Origin of the sequence: Aneurinibacillus uraniidurans (genome assembly GCF_028471905.1) — a bacterium.
Classification (GTDB): domain Bacteria; phylum Bacillota; class Bacilli; order Aneurinibacillales; family Aneurinibacillaceae; genus Aneurinibacillus; species Aneurinibacillus uraniidurans.
Window position 1 is genome coordinate 532,501 of sequence record NZ_CP116902.1, and the last position, 19,662, is coordinate 552,162.

The following is a 19,662-nucleotide window of genomic DNA, read 5'->3' on the forward strand; positions in this document are numbered from 1 at the left end:
GTCGGGCTCATAACCCGAAGGTCGCAGGTTCAAGTCCTGCCCCCGCAACCATAATATCATCCTAACTACGTCGGGTTATGTTCTAAGCTAGGATGAGACTGTAGTGCCTGAAAGGTGCAACCATAATGCGGAGCCGTGGTGAAGTTGGAGTTCACGCTGGACTGTCACTCCGGAGGTCGCGGGTTCGAGTCCCGTCGGCTCCGCCATGAATAAGCCGGTGTAGCTCAACTGGTAGAGCACCTGACTTGTAATCAGGGGGTTGAGGGTTCAAGTCCTTTCGCCGGCATTTAAATAAATATGGAGGGGTAGCGAAGTGGCTAAACGCGGCGGACTGTAAATCCGCTCCCTGTGGGTTCGGCGGTTCGAATCCGTCCCCCTCCACCAGTTTTATTGGGGTATAGCCAAGCGGTAAGGCAACGGACTTTGACTCCGTCACTCCCTGGTTCGAATCCAGGTACCCCAGCCATTTTATAGCGAGCCATTAGCTCAGTTGGTAGAGCACCTGACTTTTAATCAGGGTGTCACTGGTTCGAGTCCAGTATGGCTCACCATTTATCCATATGCGGTAAATGAATTATGCGGGTGTGGCGGAATTGGCAGACGCACTAGACTTAGGATCTAGCGCTTCGGCGTGGGGGTTCAAGTCCCTCCACCCGCACCATACATGCGGACATAGCTCAGTTGGTAGAGCACGACCTTGCCAAGGTCGGGGTCGCGAGTTCGAGTCTCGTTGTCCGCTTTTCTTGGTATTTCTGGAGGTATAGCCAAGTGGTAAGGCCAAGGTCTGCAAAACCTTTATTCCCCGGTTCAAATCCGGGTACCTCCTGTACATCTTATGCCGATGTGGCGGAATTGGCAGACGCGCACGACTCAAAATCGTGTTCCTTCTGGAGTGTCGGTTCGACCCCGACCATCGGTACCATATTGCGGGTGTAGTTCAATGGTAGAACATCAGCCTTCCAAGCTGAATACGTGGGTTCGATTCCCATCACCCGCTCCATCAAGTTCATATGTGCCCGTAGCTCAATCGGATAGAGTGTCTGACTACGAATCAGAAGGTTGGGAGTTCGAGTCTCTCCGGGCACGCCATAGTATGTCGGGAAGTAGCTCAGCTTGGTAGAGTACCTGGTTTGGGACCAGGGTGTCGCAGGTTCGAATCCTGTCTTCCCGACCATTTTTATGTCTACATATGGCGGTGTAGCTCAGCTGGCTAGAGCGTACGGTTCATACCCGTAAGGTCGGGGGTTCGATCCCCTCCGCCGCTACTTTATATAGGGGCATAGTTTAACGGTAGAACAGAGGTCTCCAAAACCTCCAGTGTGGGTTCGATTCCTACTGCCCCTGCCAGTTTTTCATACATGTGGAGGGATACCGAAGTGGTCATAACGGGGCGGTCTTGAAAACCGTTAGGGTGCAAGCCCACGCGGGTTCGAATCCTGCTCCCTCCGCCATGGGCCTATAGCTCAGTTGGTTAGAGCGCACGCCTGATAAGCGTGAGGTCGGCTGTTCGAGTCAGCCTAGGCCCACCATTTATATAGATTTTGCGGTCGTGGTGGAATTGGCAGACACGCTATCTTGAGGGGGTAGTGATCCATGATCGTGCGAGTTCGAGTCTCGCCGACCGCATCATATAAAGGCAAAAGTAACATAGCCCTGTGGTTCTCTATTAGATTGAGAGCACAGGGCTATGTTTGTATTATTTCACGCTAGTACAAAAAAGTTTCTTGATCTTTGTTACTTTTTAAAAATATGATGACAGTAGAATTGAATGATAGGTATAGGTGGGACGGATGTGTTAAGTGAAGTAATATTGGAATTGGTGTCAACACAGCAAAAAGACCCATATGCACTGATATGGAGAAGGCTATTTGTTATTCTATATAAAATAAAGCGTAATGCTGATTTAAAGGGAGATACGGTGACCTTATATCAAGTGAATGGGTATGACATGATCTACACACCTGATGAAAGAAAGTTTAAATTGCAAGCAGAAGGTATCACCTTTAATTTAAAAATTGATGAACTTGTTACGGGAATATGTGAAGGAAGGTTCTTACCTTCTTAAATTAAAGATAATAAGAAATAAAAGATGAGTAGGGTTATCCTGTAAGCAGTTGGTCGAATCGCTTGTGGGATACCCCTTTTTTAAATTTATCTATTGGATATAGTATCCACATCGCGTTCTTTTTTCGATGAGCTTCCTTTTATCTACTTACATCAACCCAATGTTCAGAAAATGTTCAGGACCGTTTGATAAGATGAAATTATGATTGTAAGAGTTCGAGGCTGGAGGTGAAAGTAGCTTGATTCATACACGCAATGTGACTGCCTATGATACATCCTTCCTTTATCAAGCCTATAAGGAGGCAAGAGAGAAGGAACTTTCACAAATGGGATGGGATGCAGAAGAGCAGGAAGGACTTCTTCGTGTGCAGTTCGACATGCAGAGACGTTCGTATGCGCTTCAGCATCTAGCGGCTGATCATAACATTATCTTGCTTGATACGGTGCGCATCGGTCAGATTATGACCAAAATCACGGATCGTTCTATCTGGATTATTGATGTTTCTTTGCTTGCAGAATACCAAAATAAAGGGATTGGTACGCGTTTGATTCATGATATTCAAGCGAGAGCAGAAGAGACGGGGAAGGCTGTACGTTTACATGTACTGCATAACAATCCAGCGCAATGTTTGTATGAACGACTTGGGTTTTATAGGGTAGGGGAGAAGTTTCCTTATGTTGCTATGGAATGGCTGCATAATCAAACAACAAGAGCAAGTAGAAAGGAAGAAGAGGTTCCACTTATGTTTGGTGACATGAAATGAGTGATGTTTGAACGGTATCAAACTGTTTATCTTCATCCTTGTGGAAAGAAACGAAGACATTGTCATGCTTCTTGGCCGTACACTCCAAACAATCTGTAGCTATTTAAAGTTTATCGAGAAAAAGGACTGGTAGGGCTTGAACTTCGACATTATCCTCTACATCACTAATGCAAGTTGTAAAAAAGAGTTTATCTCGAGAGAAGAAGTTGCGGCGATTGTTCAGCAACTTCTCCAAAAGTCTGAATTAATCAACTAAAGATCAAGAGAAAAAAAGGAAGAGGGTTATCCTGCAAGCAGCTCGTTCAGTAGCTTGTGGGATACCCTTTTTTGCATTTTATCTATCTGAATGTAGTCATTCACATCGCGTTCTTTGTTAGAGGATGGAGGTGAAAATAGCTTGATTCATACACGCAATGCGACTGCTGCTGATGCTTCTTTCCTTTATCAAGTCTATAAGGAGACAAGAGAGAAGGAACTTGTACAAGTAGGCTGGGGTGAGGAAGAACTGGAAGTATTTCTTCGTATGCAGTTTGCTATGCAGAGACGTTCGTACGAGCTTCAGCATCGAACAGCCAATCATAACATTATTCTGCTTGGTACGGTGCGTATCGGTCAGATTATGACTGAAGTCACAAATCAAGTCACAAATCAAGTCATATGGTTTATTGATGTGTCTTTACTTGCCGAATATCAAAATAAAGGAATTGGCACACGTTTGATTCACGATATTCAAGCGAGAGCAGAGGAGGCTGGGAAGGTTGTGCATCTACATGTACTGCATAACAATCTAGCGCAGCGTTTGTATGAGCGACTCGGATTTTATAGGATAGGGGAGAAATTTCCTTATATTGCTATGGAGTGGAAGCCTACCTGAAAAATCATTATGAAAAAGGGGGAAAGTTTTACGATGAGTGATCAATACATTGGAGAGATTCGTATGTTTGCAGGAAGCTATGCTCCGTAAGGCTGGGCATTATGTAAAGGGCAACTCTTGAGCATTTCGGAAAATGAAGCTTTATATACATTATTGGGAACGACATATGGTTGGATGGTCAAATAAATTTTGATTTGCCAGATCTGCGAGGACGACTTCCGGTTCATATAAACAATTCCATCAGTCTTGGCGCTAAAGATGATGCGAAGACAGTTACGCTGACAACTTCACATTTGCCAGCACATACCTATGTGGCAAATGCAATGTCGACAGCAGGGACTAAATCGTCGCTAACTAATGTCGTATGGGCTGATTCAACTCAAGAAAACTATTTGCAATAGGATAAGGTTTAATGTCTGCCTAAAAAGCGAAGAAAATCAAACCGTTTTTGCATAGGTTTTCTTCAAGGTAAACTTTCGTTGATGTTTAATATTGTAAAATAAAATAGATTTTTTGTTGTTACATTGTTCAACAAAATAATTGGTAACCCTTATTGCTTATTCATTTACCTGGAATTCTCCTTTCTCTGGTGTACGATCCTAACGTTCCATTTGATCATAGCTTTGCTGATAACTGTATAAGTTGAACTAAAGATTTTTTATTATTTTTGTCGAAGTAAAACTTTATCCTAAATTGTAACGATGGAGAGACGATTAAAAAATGAGTGAAAACCATGTGTGTATTCATCATGCCAAGCTCATTTAAGCGTTTTTACAGGAACATACAGCGTGTTTATCGCTTGTATTTCTATTTTTAGTTTACATAATTTTGTGATTTGTTCAGAAAATGTTCAGAGCGATTTGATAAGATGAAGAAGTAGTCGCAAGAGTATAGAGGGGGTATCTATGTTAAATAAATCTCATAAGTATTATATTACATAAAATTCTATATATTTAGATAACTATATTGTATTTTTGTGTTATTGTATTAGATGGTAATTAAATTGAAAAGAGGATGTGTAAAAATGGACGCTTTTATTGGGACGATTTTGCCGTGGGCAGTGAACTGGGCACCAGTGGGTTGGTTGCCGTGTAATGGTCAACAGTTGAACATCAATCAATATCAAGCGCTGTACTCCTTGATTGGCACCCAGTACGGTGGCAATGGCACGACTACCTTTAATTTGCCGGACTTGCGCGGGCGAGTTCCCGTTGGAATGGGGCAACAAGCAGGCGGTACCAACTTTGTCATTGGTACTACCGGAGGTGTTGAGAGTTCAACGCTGACCATCAACCAACTACCGCCGCATAATCATACTTTTTCCGGTACTGCGAATGTAAGCTTAGGGGCACCTGCGAATGCAGCAGCACCGACAACCAATACGCCTGCTGCGAACACGAGCCTTTCCGTGGCTAAAGATTCAACGGGTGATGTGGCAAACATTTACAACACAAGTGCTCCCACAATGATGACGGCAACGATGAATGTGGCGACTACGGTCAACGGAACTACGGCAGTAAGCGGTAACGGACAATCGTTCTCCAACATGCAGCCGTACCAGGTTATCAATTACATCATTTGTGTAGAGGGTCTGTATCCGTCGCGCCCATAATGTTCGAACACGTAGTAACTTTGCGAACTGTTGAAGAAGTGGATGAGACGATTCTTCTGCATCTTTTTTTCAACAGTAGCCCGGATTTGCAGAACATGCCAATCCCGGACGATGCCAAGAGCGTACTCGTTCGACAACAGTTCCTGGCCGAGCAGTATTTTTTAAAGACGCACTTTCCTGATGCTGATGTATGCGTGATCTTTTTGAATGAACAACCTATCGGGAGATTGAATGTGCACAGAGGGCAGGAAGCGTATCGAATTCTGGCGATTGCACTCCTTCCTGAATTCCGTAGCATGGGGGTCGGAAGAAGTTTGCTAGAAGATATACTGCAAGAGGCCGCGAACTGCAGGAAAAAGGTGTGTCTGCAAGTCGCCTGGCATAACGGTTTGGCGCGAGCTCTCTATGAGCGATTAGGATTTGAAATGGTTGAAGATAAGGGGGTTTATTGCGAGATGCAATGGATTCCCTGATCCTTGTTTTTGGGAATGGGAGATAGTGTAACAGGGTTAAAAATCAAAATCTTTACTCAGTTTAAAGGCAACGTTCTGTATGTTTGGTATTACTATTACAAGTAAGGGGGGAGGTTGCTATGGGAAAAAGAAAGTCATCTTTAAAGGGATGATATGGTTGTCCTTGCTTTGTATGGCCATTACTTTGGCATCACCAGTACAATTGGTGTTTTACCCGATATCGGCTTACGCGGCAACGACACCAGGGAGTGAGTATTTTGAAGGTGTAGCCGTGCAAGGTACAGCGATTGAAACCCAAGATATAAACGATTGGAATTTTAGTATGGTCAGTAATTCAGGACTTAGTGCGAAGACGTAAGTTAAAAACACTCCTAATCCCCCAGTTACGTCTAAGTGTTTATTTTTTTCGGCATCTAGTGGGCAAGGGCAGACTGATTATGGGCTAGTTTAATCAAAAACGGGAGCTGCTTTTAAACTTAATTATTTTAGAGTTATAGAACTAAATACTTCGGCCAATACGTATACAATTGTAGGATATCTTAATGGGCAACTTGTTTCAGGGGCAACGAAAACATTTACCCCAACTTATAATCTCTATACAGATGTTGACTTTTCTGCCGATACTGCCTGGAACAACATTAATGAGTTTAGAATTTATGCAAGTACAACGATTAAGCTGGTTTTTGACGATCTTACTGTCAGTGATCCAGTAACTTCTACGCCAACCAATGCGGCCACGCCGAGCATTGGTACGCAGCCAGCGGACAAAACAGTGAACGTGGAAGATTCCACGTCGCTGAGCGTGGCAGCAAGTGTAAGTGACAGTGGAACACTGAGCTACAGCAATACGACGAATAGTACTAGCGAAGGCACAGCTATTACCGAAGCGATGAACGAAACGTATGCACCACCGGCGGGCACAGCGGGAACGACGTACTACTATGTATATAAGTTTACTTTGGTGTTTCGACATCTGGATCGCTTTTTTATCTTTATGAAATCGATTGAAAATAACCGCCTCTTTTAGCTACTTCTTTTCCTAGATATCCTTCCATAATAAGGCGAACAATCATGACTCGTTGGCGAAGAAAGCTATCTTTTAGCATCCGTTCTTCTTTACGAAGTGATTTTATCGTCCATTCATGCGTATCTGTAATCGTTACTCGTTTCATGAAGTACCCACTCTTTCCTTTTCCTTAGGATCAATTTTTCCAGTTCGTCCAAGATTTACATGAATGTCGATACTTTAATGTGAATTTATATAGTATTTGTAGTTTTACAAGCAGAAATGACAGAAGTTGAAATTAAGTAGAAACAGGATATATCCATAAGGGAATGTCTGCAATAAGAACAGTGACCACAAAATAAAGTTTCTTGATGCTTATAGAATTCTTCACCTATACCATTAAGAAACTAGATTTGGTTCCCTATTTCTTAATGTGTGTGAACGATATTTTAAACAGGTTTACTGCAGCATTAGGAAATTGATGATATATAGGAGCTTCTTGAATGTTTTTTATGCACGAAAAAGAGGAGGTATCAAGTTGATAATAAGATATCAAAAAAAATTTCTGATTTGCTTGTTAATTGCCCAAATTTTATTATTAGTAACCCCGGTTGGTAAGATTTATGCGGCTCCAATTACTTTTTCAAAAGTAACTGGGGCAAATAATCCATTGAATGGAGTGGGAGCACAGACAGCTAGTACGACATCAGGAAGCATTGATTATAATAGCGATGGTTATGATGACTTGGCGATACGTACTAGTGATGATCGTTCAGTAGATGTATGGAAGAACAATGGGGATGGAACGTTTACAAAATTGACAGGGACGAGTTCACCATTTTATGGGATAAATTTTGGAGATGGGACAGCAAATCCGATTATATTTCAACCAGGTGCTTCATGTGTGTTTGGGGATTGGGATGGCGACGGTGATACGGACATATGGAATGCTAGGTATAATGAGATGTATCGAAATGACAATGGAGTATTCACAAAAGTAACCGGAACAAGCAATCCATTGAATGGAGTGGGAGCACAGACAGCTAATACGAAATCAGGAAGCATTGACTATAATAGCGATGGTTATGATGACTTGGCGATACGTACTAGTGATGATCGTTCAGTAGATGTATGGAAGAACAATGGGGATGGAACGTTTACAAAATTGACAGGGACGAGTTCACCATTTTATGGGATAAATTTTGGAGATGGGACAGCAAATCCGATTATATTTCAACCAGGTACTTCATGTGTGTTTGGGGATTGGGATGGCGACGGTGATACGGACATATGGAATGCTAGGTATAATGAGATGTATCGAAATGACAATGGAGTATTCACAAAAGTAACCGGAATAAGCAATCCATTGAATGGAGTGGGAGCACAGACAGCTAATACGACATCAGGAAGCATTGACTATAATAGCGATGGTTATGATGACTTGGCGATACGTACTAGTGATAATCGTTCAGTAGATGTATGGAAGAACAATGGGGATGGAACGTTTACAAAATTGACAGGGACGAGTTCACCATTTTATGGGATAAATTTTGGAGATGGGACAGCAAATCCGATTATATTTCAACCAGGTGCTTCATGTGTGTTTGGGGATTGGGACAGCGATGGAGATACGGACATATGGAATGCTAGGTATAATGAGATGTATGTCCAATCCGACTCGCCTCCTAAGTTGATTGGCTCAACACCAGTTAATAATGGAACAAACTTCACGCCGAGCGGAAATATTGTGTTGAACTTTAATGAACCGATAGCATCTGCAGGTAATAAAACGATAAAGATTTATCGTTCTTCGGATAAAAGTGTTGTTGAGAGTATAGAAGCCAATTCTGCTCGTGTGACAGGTATTGGTACGAATTCAATTACAATTGATCCGAATGTCACGCTATTGGATAATACAACTTATTATGTAACGATTGAAAAAAGTGCATTCTTTGATATTGATGGTCAAACGTATCAAGGTATTAAAAAAAGTAATCTATTTAAATTTACGACAGGTACTAGTACAACTCCGACGTATACAATTGCAACAATAGGAGATCAGTCTCTTACAGCTGTAACCGGGGGATACACAGGAGGAACGCAGGAAACGAAGTCCGTCACGATTACCCGGACCGGAACGGGAGATCTGGCAAATCTGGCAGTAGCGTTAAGCGGAACGAATGCAGCTGATTTTGAGATTACGCAGCCACTGGCCCCAACGTTAAATGGCGGAACGCCATCTACTACCTTTACGGTGAAAGCAAAAGATGGATTGGCAGCGGGAACCTACACGGCAACCGTTACCGTGACGGCCACGAACATGACGGCCCAAACGTTTACAGTAACACAGGTGGTAGGTGCAGCCCCAACCTATACGATCTCTCCGATAGCGGATCAAACCCTCACGGGATTGACGGCAGGATACACAGGAGGAACGCAGGAAACGAAGTCCGTCACGATTACCCGGACCGGAACGGGAGATCTGGCAAATCTGGCAGTAGCGTTAAGCGGAACGAATGCAGCTGATTTTGAGATTACGCAGCCACTGGCCCCAACGTTAAATGGCGGAACGCCATCTACTACCTTTACGGTGAAAGCAAAAGATGGATTGGCAGCGGGAACCTACACGGCAACCGTTACCGTGACGGCCACGAACATGACGGCCCAAACGTTTACAGTAACACAGGTGGTAGGTGCGGTCCCAACCTATACGATCTCTCCGATAGCGGATCAAACCCTCACGGGATTGACGGCAGGATACACAGGAGGAACGCAGGAAACGAAGTCCGTCACGATTACCCGGACCGGAACGGGAGATCTGGCAAATCTGGCAGTAGCGTTAAGCGGAACGAATGCAGCTGATTTTGAGATTACGCAGCCACTGGCCCCAACGTTAAATGGCGGAACGCCATCTACTACCTTTACGGTGAAAGCAAAAGATGGATTGGCAGCGGGAACCTACACGGCAACCGTTACCGTGACGGCCACGAACATGACGGCCCAAACGTTTACAGTAACACAGGTGGTAGGTGCGGTCCCAACCTATACGATCTCTCCGATAGCGGATCAAACCCTCACGGGATTGACGGCAGGATACACAGGAGGAACGCAGGAAACGAAGTCCGTCACGATTACCCGGACCGGAACGGGAGATCTGGCAAATCTGGCAGTAGCGTTAAGTGGAACGAATGGGAATGATTTTGAGATTACGCAGCCACTGGCCCCAACGTTAAATGGCGGAACGCCATCCACTACCTTTACGGTGAAAGCGAAAGATGGATTGGCAGCGGGAACCTACACGGCAACCGTTACCGTGACGGCCACGAACATGACGGCCCAAACGTTTACAGTAACACAGGTGGTAGGTGCAGCCCCAACCTATACGATCTCTCCGATAGCGGATCAAACCCTCACGGGATTGACGGCAGGATACACAGGAGGAACGCAGGAAACGAAGTCCGTCACGATTACCCGGACCGGAACGGGAGATCTGGCAAATCTGGCAGTAGCGTTAAGTGGAACGAATGGGAATGATTTTGAGATTACGCAGCCACTGGCCCCAACGTTAAATGGCGGAACACCATCCACTACCTTTACGGTGAAAGCGAAAGATGGATTGGCAGCAGGAACCTACACGGCAACCGTTACCGTGACGGCCACGAACATGACGGCCCAAACGTTTACAGTAACACAGGTGGTAGGTGCGGTCCCAACCTATACGATCTCTCCGATAGCGGATCAAACCCTCACGGGATTGACGGCAGGATACACAGGAGGAACGCAGGAAACGAAGTCCGTCACGATTACCCGGAACGGAACGGGAGATCTGGCAAATCTGGCAGTAGCGTTAAGTGGAACGAATGGGAATGATTTTGAGATTACGCAGCCACTGGCCCCAACGTTAAATGGCGGAACGCCATCCACTACCTTTACGGTGAAAGCGAAAGATGGATTGGCAGCGGGAACCTACACGGCAACCGTTACCGTGACGGCCACGAACATGACGGCCCAAACGTTTACGGTGACACAGGTGGTAGGTGCGGCCCCAACCTATACGATCTCTCCGATAGCGGATCAAACCCTCACGGGATTGACGGCAGGATACACGGGAGGAACACAAGAAACGAAGTCCGTCATGATTACCCGGACAGGAACGGGAGATCTGGCAAATCTGGCAGTAGAGTTAAGCGGAACGAATGGGAATGATTTTGAGATTACGCAGCCACTGGCCCCAATGTTAAATGGCGGAACGCCATCTACTACCTTTACGGTGAAAGCGAAAGATGGATTGGCAGCGGGAACCTACACGGCAACCGTCACCGTGACGGCCACGAACATGACGGCCCAAACGTTTACGGTGACACAGGTGGTAGGTGCGGCCCCAACCTATACGATCTCTCCGATAGCGGATCAAACCCTCACGGGATTGACGGCAGGATACACAGGAGGAACGCAGGAAACGAAGTCCGTCACGATTACCCGGACCGGAACGGGAGATCTGGCAAATCTGGCAGTAGCGTTAAGTGGAACGAATGGGAATGATTTTGAGATTACGCAGCCACTGGCCCCAACGTTAAATGGCGGAACGCCATCCACTACCTTTACGGTGAAAGCGAAAGATGGATTGGCAGCGGGAACCTACACGGCAACCGTCACTGTGACAGCAACGAACATGTCAGCTCAAACGTTTACGGTAATTCAAGTGGTGAGTACGGAATCAGCACAGAATGCTAGTCTGAGCCTCTCCACAGCGAACTTTGACAAGAAAACAGAGAATCAGTCGGATGTTGTTATCGCGATGACTTTGCATGGAAATATGTTTAACGGCATTCAGCATGGCGGGGCAATGTTAACTGAGGGTATGGATTACACGGTAACTTCAGGAGATACGGTCACCATTAAGAAGGAATACCTGGAAAAACAAAGCCTGGGAACAGTAACATTATTATTTATTTTTAATGGCGGCCAGCCTCAAAATTTGGCGATAACGATTAGTAATACGACGCCGATTCCAGCTGCACCGAGTGTAACAGCTAATGATATAACGAACAAACTGGTAGGTGCGGACGGGACAATGGAATACTCTACAAACAACGGAATGAACTGGATGACGTATGATCCAGGCAATGAGCCAGTGTTTAATGGAACCTTTACAGTCCTAGTGCGGGTAAAAGCAAGTGGACATATTCCTGCAGGAGCCACTACAAGTGTAAGCTTTACGACAAATCCTTCTGCAAACACCGGCGGAGGCGGTGGTGGCGGAAGTAGCACACCAACACAATCTACTACATCAAGTACGCCAAATACATGGGTTGAAGTACTGGTTAATGGGAAGGCTGAAAATGCAGGAATTGTCTCAACCACCAAAGTGAACGATCAAACCGTAACAACCATTGCGGTTGATCCGAAGAAACTCGACGACAAACTAGCAGCAGAGGGTCAACATGCGATCATCACCATTCCAGTGAAGACAAAGTCTGATGTTCTGGTTGGAGAACTAACCGGACAAATGGTCAAAAACATGGAACGAAAGCAGGCGGTCATCGAAATCAAAACTGATAAGGCATCGTATACGGTGCCCGCACAGCAGATTAACATTGACGCCGTATCTGAGCAAATCGGCAAGAGTGTGAACCTGCAAGACATTAAAGTAAAGATAGAGATTTCCAAACCGACAGCAGAAACCACCAAGATCGTGGAAAATGCAGCCGTAAAAGGAGAATTCACGATCGTAGCCTTACCGCTCAATTTCACAGTCAAAGGTACGTATGGGGATAAAACAATTGATGTTTTCAAGTTCAACGCATATGTAGAACGAACCATCGCCATTCCAGACGGAGTAGACCCGAACAAGATTACAACAGGCGTGGTCGTAGAACCGGATGGAACCGTTCGGCATGTACCGACGAAAGTGGTTAAAATCGATGGGAAGTATTTTGCGAAAATCCATAGTTTAACAAACAGTACGTATTCCATTGTCTGGCATCCTCTGGAGTTTAAAGATGTAGAGAAACACTGGGCGAAGAATGCGGTGAATGACATGGGTTCACGGATGGTGATTAGCGGCGTCGGTCATGATCTCTTTAATCCAGACCAGGATATTACGCGTGCAGAGTTTGCGGCAATCATGGTTCGTGGGTTAGGGATTAAGCAAGAGGATGGTGCTGTGCCATTTACAGATGTCAAAGCAGCAGATTGGTACAGTGGAGCGGTGCAAGCCGCGTACAAGTACAATCTGATCCGTGGGTTTGAGGATGGTACCTTCCGCCCGAACGACAAGATTACGCGGGAACAGGCGATGGCTATTATCGCCAAAGCGATGAAAATCACCGATCTGCAAGCAAAACTTCAGCCTAAAGAAGCAGGAGAACTGTTGCTTCCATTCATAGATGCGAAACAGGCATCGGAGTGGGCGAAGGAAGGGGTTGCAGATTGCGTGCAAGCAGGTCTGGTTTCCGGTAGAAATGGTCAGCAACTGGCACCAAAAGAGTTTATCTCGAGAGCGGAGGTTGCGGCGATTGTTCAGCGACTTTTACAAAAGTCTGAGTTAATTTAACGAAAGAGGCAAGATTTAAAGAGCCTGACATATTCTCTTATAGGGTAGTATGTTAGGCTTTTTTAGGTAACTTGAAATGATCGCATAAACGAATATCTCATTCAAAACGAAAAAAATTTCGAAAAGGAGTATAGGGGATATGGAATTTTTTATGGGGAGTATTATACAATGGCCAATGGATCGAGCACCTGAGGGTTGGAAGCTTTGTGATGGGCAATTACTACCAATTACTCAATATCAAGCACTGTATTCTCTAATAGGCAACAAATACGGTGGTGACGGAAGAACAAACTTTGCTTTACCCGACTTGCGTGGACGATCCGCCAATCCTGCGACAGCTATGAATTGCATTATTTGCATAGATGGAAGATATCCTGACAGACCATAACTATAAAGAATCCCCACTATCTAAGCTATAGGTATAGTGGGGATTTCTATTTCTAAGCCTCTTTAGTCTTGGATGCAATCACCCGCATCGAGTATAATTGTAATGGGTGTGCATAATACTATTATGTGGAAAAGCATCGAAAATAAGGAGGCTACTCTTCATGAAATTGCGTGATGAAATGCCGGAATTTACAGGTGTGGCTGAGTGGGTAAATGGCAGCGTGGCAAAAGCCGAGCTGGCAGGTGCGCCTGTACTTGTTCATTTCTGGTCGATTAGCTGTCATTCCTGTAAAGAGACGCTGCCACAGCTGATTGAATGGCGTGATCAGTACCGGGATAAGGGGCTTCGTGTAATCAGTATTCATATGCCTCGCTCGGAAAAAGACACAGAAGTTGGCCCTGTTAAAGAAGCGATTCAGCAGTATGGTTTAACGCACCCTGTTGCAATTGATAACAACCATAAAATCGTGGACGCGTATCAAAACCAGTATGTTCCGGCTTACTACCTGTTCGATGAAGAACAGAAACTCCGTCATTATCAGGCAGGAGAGAAGGGGCTTAGCATGCTTGCGAAACGTTTGAGCCGCGTGATGGGATCGGAGGAATTGGCATAATGAATCTACCAACCAATTTGAAATACAGCGAAGAACATGAGTGGGTGCGCGTAGAAGGAAATAAAGCGTATGTGGGCATTACTGAATTCGCGCAGTCAGAACTCGGTGATATCGTATTTGTTGAGCTTCCGTCTGTTGGGACAGATGTGAAGCAGGACGACCCGTTCGGAAGTGTCGAGTCCGTGAAAACGGTATCAGAACTGTATGCTCCGGTTAGTGGAAAAGTGATCGAAGTGAACAAGGGACTTGAGGACTCGCCTGAGCTTGTCAACGAATCACCCTATGAGAAAGCGTGGATGATTGCTGTTGAACTGTCTGACCCATCTGAATTGGATAAATTAATGGATGCGGCTGCATATGAAGCGATGACGAAAGAATAAAAGATTGGTACGATAGCAGGAGGAGGCCGCTGTGCCGACTCCTGTTTTTCATTCTGGTCACAAGGTGGGACGCCATGAGCTTTCACGGACAACATATTCTTCCAGCCGCACGCGATATGAAAGATTTTGAGAAAATCCTTGAGAGCCCCTATGAATATGGCGTTTTTCTCGATACGCATATCGCTCGGCTCAAAAGCCTGTACAAAGCCGCACACGATGCGAAGAAAAAAATGTTCCTGCATGCGGATCTTGTCCATGGCTTGAAAAATGATGAATACGCAACAGAATACATATGTCAGGAATTCAAGCCCGTCGGTGTCATCTCGACTCGAGCCAATGTCATTTTGAAAGCCCGGCAAAAAGGGGTACTGGCTATTCAACGTGTGTTTTTGCTTGATACAAACGCGCTTGAAAAAAGTTATACGCTTCTAGAGAAGACGAAACCAGACTATATTGAGGTGCTGCCAGGGGCGATGCCGCATATTATCACCGAGGTGAAGCAGCGGGCGGGCATTCCTATTTTTGCGGGTGGCTTGATACGAACAAGAGAAGATGTAGAGCGGGCGCTCGCTGCCGGTGCGACGGCGGTAACAACTTCTAATCGTGAACTCTGGGATATGTATTGACAACGTTTTCATTTTGACATATCATAGGAAACAAGTTAATACATGTGACGGAGAAATGGAGACTCACACGAATGTCCTTTTTACAAGAAAGGACGTTTCGTTGTGAGTCTCTTTTCTTTTGTCTAAAACAAAAAAAGAGAAGGGGACAGTACGATGACAGCTTTCTGGGGAGAAGTTGTAGGAACGATGATTCTCATTATTCTCGGGGGAGGTGTGTGTGCCGGCACTGCGCTTAAGAAATCATTCGCACAGAACTCGGGCTGGATCGTCATTACGATGGGCTGGGGACTAGCTGTGGCGGTGGCTGCGTATTCGGTTGGACGCATTAGCGGCGCACATTTGAATCCTGCCCTGACATTAGCGCTTGCGGCTGCGGGAAAATTTCCGTGGGCACAAGTTCCATCCTATATTGCGGGACAGATGCTGGGGGCATTTCTCGGCGCAATTGTCGTATACTTACATTATCTGCCGCATTGGGCGGAAACAGAGGATGCAGGTACGAAACTTGGTGTATTCTCGACGGGTCCCGCGGTGCCGTATACATTTGCCAATTTGCTTAGTGAAATGATCGGAACGTTTATTCTTGTACTTGGCATTCTTGCAATCGGTGCTAATAAATTTGCGGATGGACTCAATCCGTTCATTGTCGGGTTCCTGATTGTCAGCATCGGGCTGTCGCTCGGTGGTACAACTGGATACGCGATCAATCCGGCACGGGATTTGGGACCACGTATCGCTCATTTCTTGCTACCGATTGCAGGGAAAGGTTCATCGAATTGGGGATATGCATGGATTCCGGTTGTTGGTCCGATCCTTGGCGGTATGCTGGGAGGACTGTTTTATAAGGCAGTTTTTGAGCATCAGGTGACAGTTGGGCTGTGGTATGTGCTTGCTGCGATTGTCATTGTGCTGGGGATTGCCCGTGTTGCTGGTGTGAAGCCTGTTTCTGGACAAGCAAACTAAACTAGAAAATAGAGGGGATACGGACATGGAAACATACATCTTATCACTCGATCAAGGGACAACAAGCTCTCGTGCGATTTTATTTAATAAAAAAGGGAGCGTTGTGCATGTGGCACAGCGCGAATTCACGCAGCACTTCCCACAGCCAGGCTGGGTAGAGCACAATGCGAATGAAATTTGGGGCTCGATCCTATCTGTGATTAGCTCTTGCTTGTCTGAAGCAGGTGTCAAACCGGAGCAGATCGCAGGTATCGGCATCACGAATCAGCGAGAAACGACGGTTGTATGGGACAAACATACAGGCAATCCGATATACAATGCCATTGTATGGCAGTCCCGCCAGACGAGCGGCATTTGTGATGCGTTAAAAGAGCAAGGATTGAATGATACATTCCGAGCGAAAACAGGTCTGTTGATTGATGCGTATTTCTCAGGCACAAAAGTGAAATGGATTCTCGATCATGTTGAGGGAGCAAGAGAGAAAGCGGAAGCAGGCGATTTGCTATTTGGTACAATCGACACGTGGCTGATTTGGAAGCTGTCGGGTGGCCAGGTGCACGTTACCGACTATTCAAATGCATCCCGTACGCTGATGTACAACATTCATGAATTGAAATGGGATGAGGAGCTGCTCGATATTTTGACCGTTCCGAAATCCATGCTGCCGGATGTGCGCCCTTCCTCTGAAATATATGGCTATACATCTGATGATTTCTTCTTTGGTCATCGGGTACCGATTGCAGGGGCAGCTGGTGATCAGCAGGCTGCACTGTTTGGGCAGGCGTGCTACGAAGAGGGGATGGCGAAAAACACATACGGAACAGGCTGCTTCATGCTGATGAACACAGGCGAGAAGGCTGTTGCCTCTGAACATGGTCTGCTGACAACGATTGCCTGGGGCTTGAATGGAAAAGTCGAGTATGCGCTGGAAGGCAGTATTTTCGTGGCAGGGTCGGCAATTCAGTGGCTGCGTGATGGTTTGCGCATGCTGAAAAACGCATCGGACAGCGAAGACTACGCGGCTCGTGTAGAATCGACAGAAGGCGTATACGTGGTACCGGCGTTTGTTGGACTTGGTACGCCGTACTGGGATAGCGACGTGCGCGGGGCGATGTTTGGTCTAACACGCGGTACAAGCAAAGAGCACTTCATCCGTGCTGTGCTCGAATCATTGGCTTACCAGACAAAAGACGTGTTGATGGCCATGGAGGCAGACTCCGGTATTTCACTGAAGACGCTTCGGGTCGATGGTGGTGCCGTGAAAAATAATTTCCTTATGCAGTTCCAGAGCGATATGTTGAGCGTTCCGGTTGAACGCCCGGATGTAAATGAAACAACGGCACTTGGGGCAGCGTATCTAGCAGGTCTTGCGGTTGGCTACTGGCAAGATACCGCAGAGATCTCTGAACAGTGGAACCGTGAGCACTGCTTTACGCCAGAGATGGCGGAAGCGACACGCGATCGTCTTTATGAAGGATGGAAAAAAGCTGTTCGTGCCGCGCTTGCTTTTAAATAATCCGTAACTGTGATACAATAAACACAAGTTAATAAATCGGTTGGAGCTTAGGAGAGACCACACTGCGCGATGATGATTCATGAGAATGATCGTCGTGTATGTTGTGGTCTCTTTTTTTGCATCCTTATGCCCATAGGAGGAATAAACATGGCACAACAATTTTCTGGATTGAAACGAGCCGAACAACTGGCGGCTATAAATAAACATGTATACGATATGATCGTAATTGGCGGCGGGATCACAGGGGCCGGGATTGCGTTGGATGCCACGACGCGTGGGATAAATGTGGCGGTATTTGAGATGCAGGATTTCGCAGCGGGTACATCAAGCCGCTCTACGAAGCTTGTGCATGGTGGATTGCGGTATCTGAAACAGTTCGAAGTGAAAATGGTGGCAGAAGTCGGTAAGGAACGGGCGATTGTGTATGAGAATGGTCCACATGTAACGACACCGGAGTGGATGCTTTTGCCGATGCACAAAGGCGGTACATTCGGCCCGTTCAGCACATCGATTGGCCTGCGTGTGTATGATTTCCTCGCCGGAGTAAAACGTTCAGAATGGCGTTCGATGCTGAGTCCGGAGCAGACGCTTGCGAAGGAGCCGCTTGTGAAACAGGAAGGTCTTAAAGGTGGCGGCTATTATGTAGAATACCGGACCGATGATGCGCGTCTGACGATTGAAGTGATGAAAGAAGCGGTACATCGTGGTGCGACAGCGATGAATTACGCGAAAGTGGATGCGTTCATTTATGATGAAGCAGGCAAAGTAAAAGGAGTGCGTGTCATTGATGTGCTGACAGGTACGGAATATGAAGTATACGCGAAAAAAATCGTCAATGCAGCTGGTCCGTGGGTCGATACGCTGCGGGAGAAGGATGGCTCGAAAACAGGCAAGAAGCTGCAATTATCGAAAGGTGTGCACCTTGTGATTGACCAGTCACGCTTTCCACTGAAGCAGGCGATTTACTTTGATACACCGGACGGGCGCATGGTATTTGCGATTCCGCGCGATGGGAAGGCGTATGTCGGAACAACGGATACGTTTTATAAGGAGGACGCGGTACATCCAAAAATGACGGTTGCAGACCGTAAGTATGTCATTGATGCGATTAACTATATGTTCCCAAGTGTAAAGATTACGGAAGACGATATTGAATCAAGCTGGGCAGGTGTTCGCCCGCTTATTTATGAAGAAGGAAAATCTGCTTCCGAGATCTCGCGCAAGGATGAAATCTGGCAGTCTGCGTCCGGTCTTATTACGATTGCAGGCGGCAAGCTGACAGGCTACCGCAAGATGGCCGAGTTAGTGGTAGACCTGGTGGCGAACTTGCTAAAGCAAGAAGGAAACGGCAGCTACAAGGCGTGCAGTACGAAGCATATGCCGATTTCCGGCGGTGCTGTTGGCGGCTCGGCAGGGTTCCCGGCATTTGTGCAGCGAAAAGCAGATGAAGGGGTTGGGCACGGTCTGACGCGTGAGCAGGCACAGCATCTGGTGCACATGTACGGCTCAAACGTTGACCATCTATATGACATCATCGCCAAGCGCGGAACAGAAGCCAAAGAGGCAGGGCTTGCACCTGATGTATTTGCACAGCTTGTCTATGCGATCGAACAGGAAATGGTCGTAAAGCCGGTTGATTTCTTTATTCGCCGTACAGGTGCATTGTTCTTTAATATCAGCTGGGTGAGAGCGTGGAAAACGCCGGTCATCACGTATATGGCAAATGATCTCGGCTGGAGTGATGAGGAGAAGCGGGCATACACAGATGAGCTTGAGCAGCGCTTAACAGAAGCTGTTGTGCCTGAGGAGCTTTTGTAAGGAGTAAGT

17 protein-coding genes and 18 tRNA genes (1 of these 35 only partly in view) are annotated in these 19,662 nt (G+C 46.1%); 34 read left to right on the forward strand and 1 reads right to left on the reverse strand.

Annotated elements, in window-relative coordinates:
- From PO771_RS02655 to PO771_RS02780, 26 genes are all read left to right on the forward strand, one after another.
- Positions 1–51, forward strand: a tRNA-Met gene (locus PO771_RS02655); it begins 25 nt to the left of the window's first position.
- A 78-nt stretch (positions 52–129) separates the two neighbouring features.
- Positions 130–206 (forward strand) — tRNA-Asp (locus tag PO771_RS02660).
- Between the two features lie 7 nt (positions 207–213).
- A tRNA-Thr gene (locus PO771_RS02665) sits at positions 214–286 on the forward strand.
- A gap of 13 nt (positions 287–299) precedes the next feature.
- A tRNA-Tyr gene (locus tag PO771_RS02670) sits at positions 300–384 on the forward strand.
- 7 nt (positions 385–391) lie between these two features.
- Positions 392–466: transfer RNA gene (locus tag PO771_RS02675), tRNA-Gln, on the forward strand.
- Between the two features lie 9 nt (positions 467–475).
- Positions 476–551: transfer RNA gene (locus PO771_RS02680), tRNA-Lys, on the forward strand.
- A 27-nt stretch (positions 552–578) separates the two neighbouring features.
- Positions 579–661, forward strand: a tRNA-Leu gene (locus PO771_RS02685).
- Positions 662–666: 5 nt separating this feature from the next.
- A tRNA-Gly gene (locus PO771_RS02690) sits at positions 667–739 on the forward strand.
- Positions 740–754: 15 nt separating this feature from the next.
- Positions 755–826: transfer RNA gene (locus tag PO771_RS02695), tRNA-Cys, on the forward strand.
- Between the two features lie 11 nt (positions 827–837).
- Positions 838–922 (forward strand) — tRNA-Leu (locus tag PO771_RS02700).
- 4 nt (positions 923–926) lie between these two features.
- Positions 927–1,000: transfer RNA gene (locus tag PO771_RS02705), tRNA-Gly, on the forward strand.
- A gap of 12 nt (positions 1,001–1,012) precedes the next feature.
- A tRNA-Arg gene (locus tag PO771_RS02710) sits at positions 1,013–1,089 on the forward strand.
- An 8-nt stretch (positions 1,090–1,097) separates the two neighbouring features.
- Positions 1,098–1,174, forward strand: a tRNA-Pro gene (locus tag PO771_RS02715).
- 17 nt (positions 1,175–1,191) lie between these two features.
- Positions 1,192–1,265, forward strand: a tRNA-Met gene (locus tag PO771_RS02720).
- An 8-nt stretch (positions 1,266–1,273) separates the two neighbouring features.
- Positions 1,274–1,347, forward strand: a tRNA-Trp gene (locus PO771_RS02725).
- Between the two features lie 15 nt (positions 1,348–1,362).
- A tRNA-Ser gene (locus tag PO771_RS02730) sits at positions 1,363–1,451 on the forward strand.
- A 1-nt stretch (position 1,452) separates the two neighbouring features.
- Positions 1,453–1,529, forward strand: a tRNA-Ile gene (locus PO771_RS02735).
- 14 nt (positions 1,530–1,543) lie between these two features.
- Positions 1,544–1,626: transfer RNA gene (locus PO771_RS02740), tRNA-Leu, on the forward strand.
- A gap of 166 nt (positions 1,627–1,792) precedes the next feature.
- Positions 1,793–2,065 carry a hypothetical protein gene (locus PO771_RS02745; RefSeq protein WP_272561755.1) on the forward strand — a complete coding sequence of 91 codons (273 nt, stop codon included), beginning with the start codon at positions 1,793–1,795 and terminating at the stop codon, positions 2,063–2,065.
- A 238-nt stretch (positions 2,066–2,303) separates the two neighbouring features.
- The gene (locus PO771_RS02750) at positions 2,304–2,828 is read left to right on the forward strand and encodes a GNAT family N-acetyltransferase (protein ID WP_272561756.1); all 525 of its coding nucleotides are present in this window, start codon (positions 2,304–2,306) and stop codon (positions 2,826–2,828) included.
- Positions 2,829–3,225: 397 nt separating this feature from the next.
- Positions 3,226–3,702 carry a GNAT family N-acetyltransferase gene (locus PO771_RS02755; RefSeq protein WP_272561757.1) on the forward strand — a complete coding sequence of 159 codons (477 nt, stop codon included), beginning with the start codon at positions 3,226–3,228 and terminating at the stop codon, positions 3,700–3,702.
- Positions 3,703–3,819: 117 nt separating this feature from the next.
- Positions 3,820–3,888, forward strand: coding sequence for a tail fiber protein (locus PO771_RS02760; protein WP_272563086.1), 69 nt, complete (start codon positions 3,820–3,822; stop codon positions 3,886–3,888).
- 838 nt (positions 3,889–4,726) lie between these two features.
- Positions 4,727–5,314, forward strand: coding sequence for a phage tail protein (locus PO771_RS02765; RefSeq protein WP_272561758.1), 588 nt, complete (start codon positions 4,727–4,729; stop codon positions 5,312–5,314).
- Positions 5,314–5,787 carry a GNAT family N-acetyltransferase gene (locus PO771_RS02770; RefSeq protein WP_272561759.1) on the forward strand — a complete coding sequence of 158 codons (474 nt, stop codon included), beginning with the start codon at positions 5,314–5,316 and terminating at the stop codon, positions 5,785–5,787. Before PO771_RS02765 ends, PO771_RS02770 begins: the two co-directional genes overlap by 1 nt.
- Positions 5,788–5,866: 79 nt before the next feature.
- Positions 5,867–6,145: a hypothetical protein gene (locus PO771_RS02775; protein WP_272561760.1), complete on the forward strand. Its 279-nt coding sequence runs from the start codon at positions 5,867–5,869 to the stop codon at positions 6,143–6,145.
- A gap of 414 nt (positions 6,146–6,559) precedes the next feature.
- Positions 6,560–6,814: a hypothetical protein gene (locus tag PO771_RS02780; RefSeq protein ID WP_272561761.1), complete on the forward strand. Its 255-nt coding sequence runs from the start codon at positions 6,560–6,562 to the stop codon at positions 6,812–6,814.
- On the opposite strand, the gene PO771_RS02785 is transcribed toward PO771_RS02780, so the two are convergent.
- A complete protein-coding gene (locus PO771_RS02785) occupies positions 6,780–6,959 on the reverse strand; it encodes a hypothetical protein (protein WP_422664975.1) in 180 nt (59 codons plus the stop codon). The two genes, PO771_RS02780 and PO771_RS02785, sit on opposite strands and share 35 nt — an antisense overlap.
- Before the next feature lie 372 nt (positions 6,960–7,331).
- Between PO771_RS02785 and PO771_RS02790 the strand changes: the two genes are divergently transcribed.
- From PO771_RS02790 to PO771_RS02825, 8 genes are all read left to right on the forward strand, one after another.
- Complete coding sequence (locus tag PO771_RS02790) at positions 7,332–13,349, forward strand: DUF4073 domain-containing protein (protein ID WP_272561762.1); 6,018 nt, start codon at positions 7,332–7,334, stop codon at positions 13,347–13,349.
- Between the two features lie 139 nt (positions 13,350–13,488).
- Complete coding sequence (locus PO771_RS02795; protein WP_272561763.1) at positions 13,489–13,737, forward strand: phage tail protein; 249 nt, start codon at positions 13,489–13,491, stop codon at positions 13,735–13,737.
- A gap of 160 nt (positions 13,738–13,897) precedes the next feature.
- On the forward strand, positions 13,898–14,350 hold the full coding sequence (locus PO771_RS02800) for a redoxin domain-containing protein (protein ID WP_096463781.1): 453 nt from the start codon (positions 13,898–13,900) through the stop codon (positions 14,348–14,350).
- Positions 14,350–14,730, forward strand: a complete 381-nt coding sequence (gene gcvH / locus PO771_RS02805; RefSeq protein ID WP_272561764.1) for a glycine cleavage system protein GcvH — start codon at positions 14,350–14,352, stop codon at positions 14,728–14,730. The genes PO771_RS02800 and gcvH overlap by 1 nt, the downstream gene beginning before the upstream one ends.
- 74 nt (positions 14,731–14,804) lie before the next feature.
- Positions 14,805–15,356 carry a glycerol-3-phosphate responsive antiterminator gene (locus PO771_RS02810; RefSeq protein WP_272561765.1) on the forward strand — a complete coding sequence of 184 codons (552 nt, stop codon included), beginning with the start codon at positions 14,805–14,807 and terminating at the stop codon, positions 15,354–15,356.
- Between the two features lie 153 nt (positions 15,357–15,509).
- Positions 15,510–16,319 (forward strand): MIP/aquaporin family protein, encoded by an 810-nt coding sequence (locus PO771_RS02815; RefSeq protein ID WP_272561766.1) that lies wholly within the window; start codon positions 15,510–15,512, stop codon positions 16,317–16,319.
- 25 nt (positions 16,320–16,344) lie between these two features.
- Positions 16,345–17,835: a glycerol kinase GlpK gene (glpK, locus tag PO771_RS02820; protein ID WP_272561767.1), complete on the forward strand. Its 1,491-nt coding sequence runs from the start codon at positions 16,345–16,347 to the stop codon at positions 17,833–17,835.
- A gap of 147 nt (positions 17,836–17,982) precedes the next feature.
- Entirely contained in the window at positions 17,983–19,653 is a 1,671-nt protein-coding gene (locus PO771_RS02825; protein ID WP_272561768.1) for a glycerol-3-phosphate dehydrogenase/oxidase, read from the forward strand.
- Positions 19,654–19,662: the final 9 nt, after the last annotated feature.

What these genes read in the sequence shown, in the direction of transcription:
- PO771_RS02765 (WP_272561758.1), top strand. Translation starts at nt 4,727, where the DNA reads ATGGACGCTTTTATTGGGACGATTTTGCCGTGGGCAGTGAACTGGGCA.
- PO771_RS02770 (WP_272561759.1), top strand. Translation starts at nt 5,314, where the DNA reads ATGTTCGAACACGTAGTAACTTTGCGAACTGTTGAAGAAGTGGATGAG.
- PO771_RS02775 (WP_272561760.1), top strand. Translation starts at nt 5,867, where the DNA reads ATGTTTGGTATTACTATTACAAGTAAGGGGGGAGGTTGCTATGGGAAA.
- PO771_RS02785 (WP_422664975.1), bottom strand. Translation starts at nt 6,959, where the DNA reads ATGAAACGAGTAACGATTACAGATACGCATGAATGGACGATAAAATCA.
- PO771_RS02795 (WP_272561763.1), top strand. Translation starts at nt 13,489, where the DNA reads ATGGAATTTTTTATGGGGAGTATTATACAATGGCCAATGGATCGAGCA.
- PO771_RS02800 (WP_096463781.1), top strand. Translation starts at nt 13,898, where the DNA reads ATGAAATTGCGTGATGAAATGCCGGAATTTACAGGTGTGGCTGAGTGG.
- gcvH (WP_272561764.1), top strand. Translation starts at nt 14,350, where the DNA reads ATGAATCTACCAACCAATTTGAAATACAGCGAAGAACATGAGTGGGTG.
- PO771_RS02810 (WP_272561765.1), top strand. Translation starts at nt 14,805, where the DNA reads ATGAGCTTTCACGGACAACATATTCTTCCAGCCGCACGCGATATGAAA.
- PO771_RS02815 (WP_272561766.1), top strand. Translation starts at nt 15,510, where the DNA reads ATGACAGCTTTCTGGGGAGAAGTTGTAGGAACGATGATTCTCATTATT.
- glpK (WP_272561767.1), top strand. Translation starts at nt 16,345, where the DNA reads ATGGAAACATACATCTTATCACTCGATCAAGGGACAACAAGCTCTCGT.
- PO771_RS02825 (WP_272561768.1), top strand. Translation starts at nt 17,983, where the DNA reads ATGGCACAACAATTTTCTGGATTGAAACGAGCCGAACAACTGGCGGCT.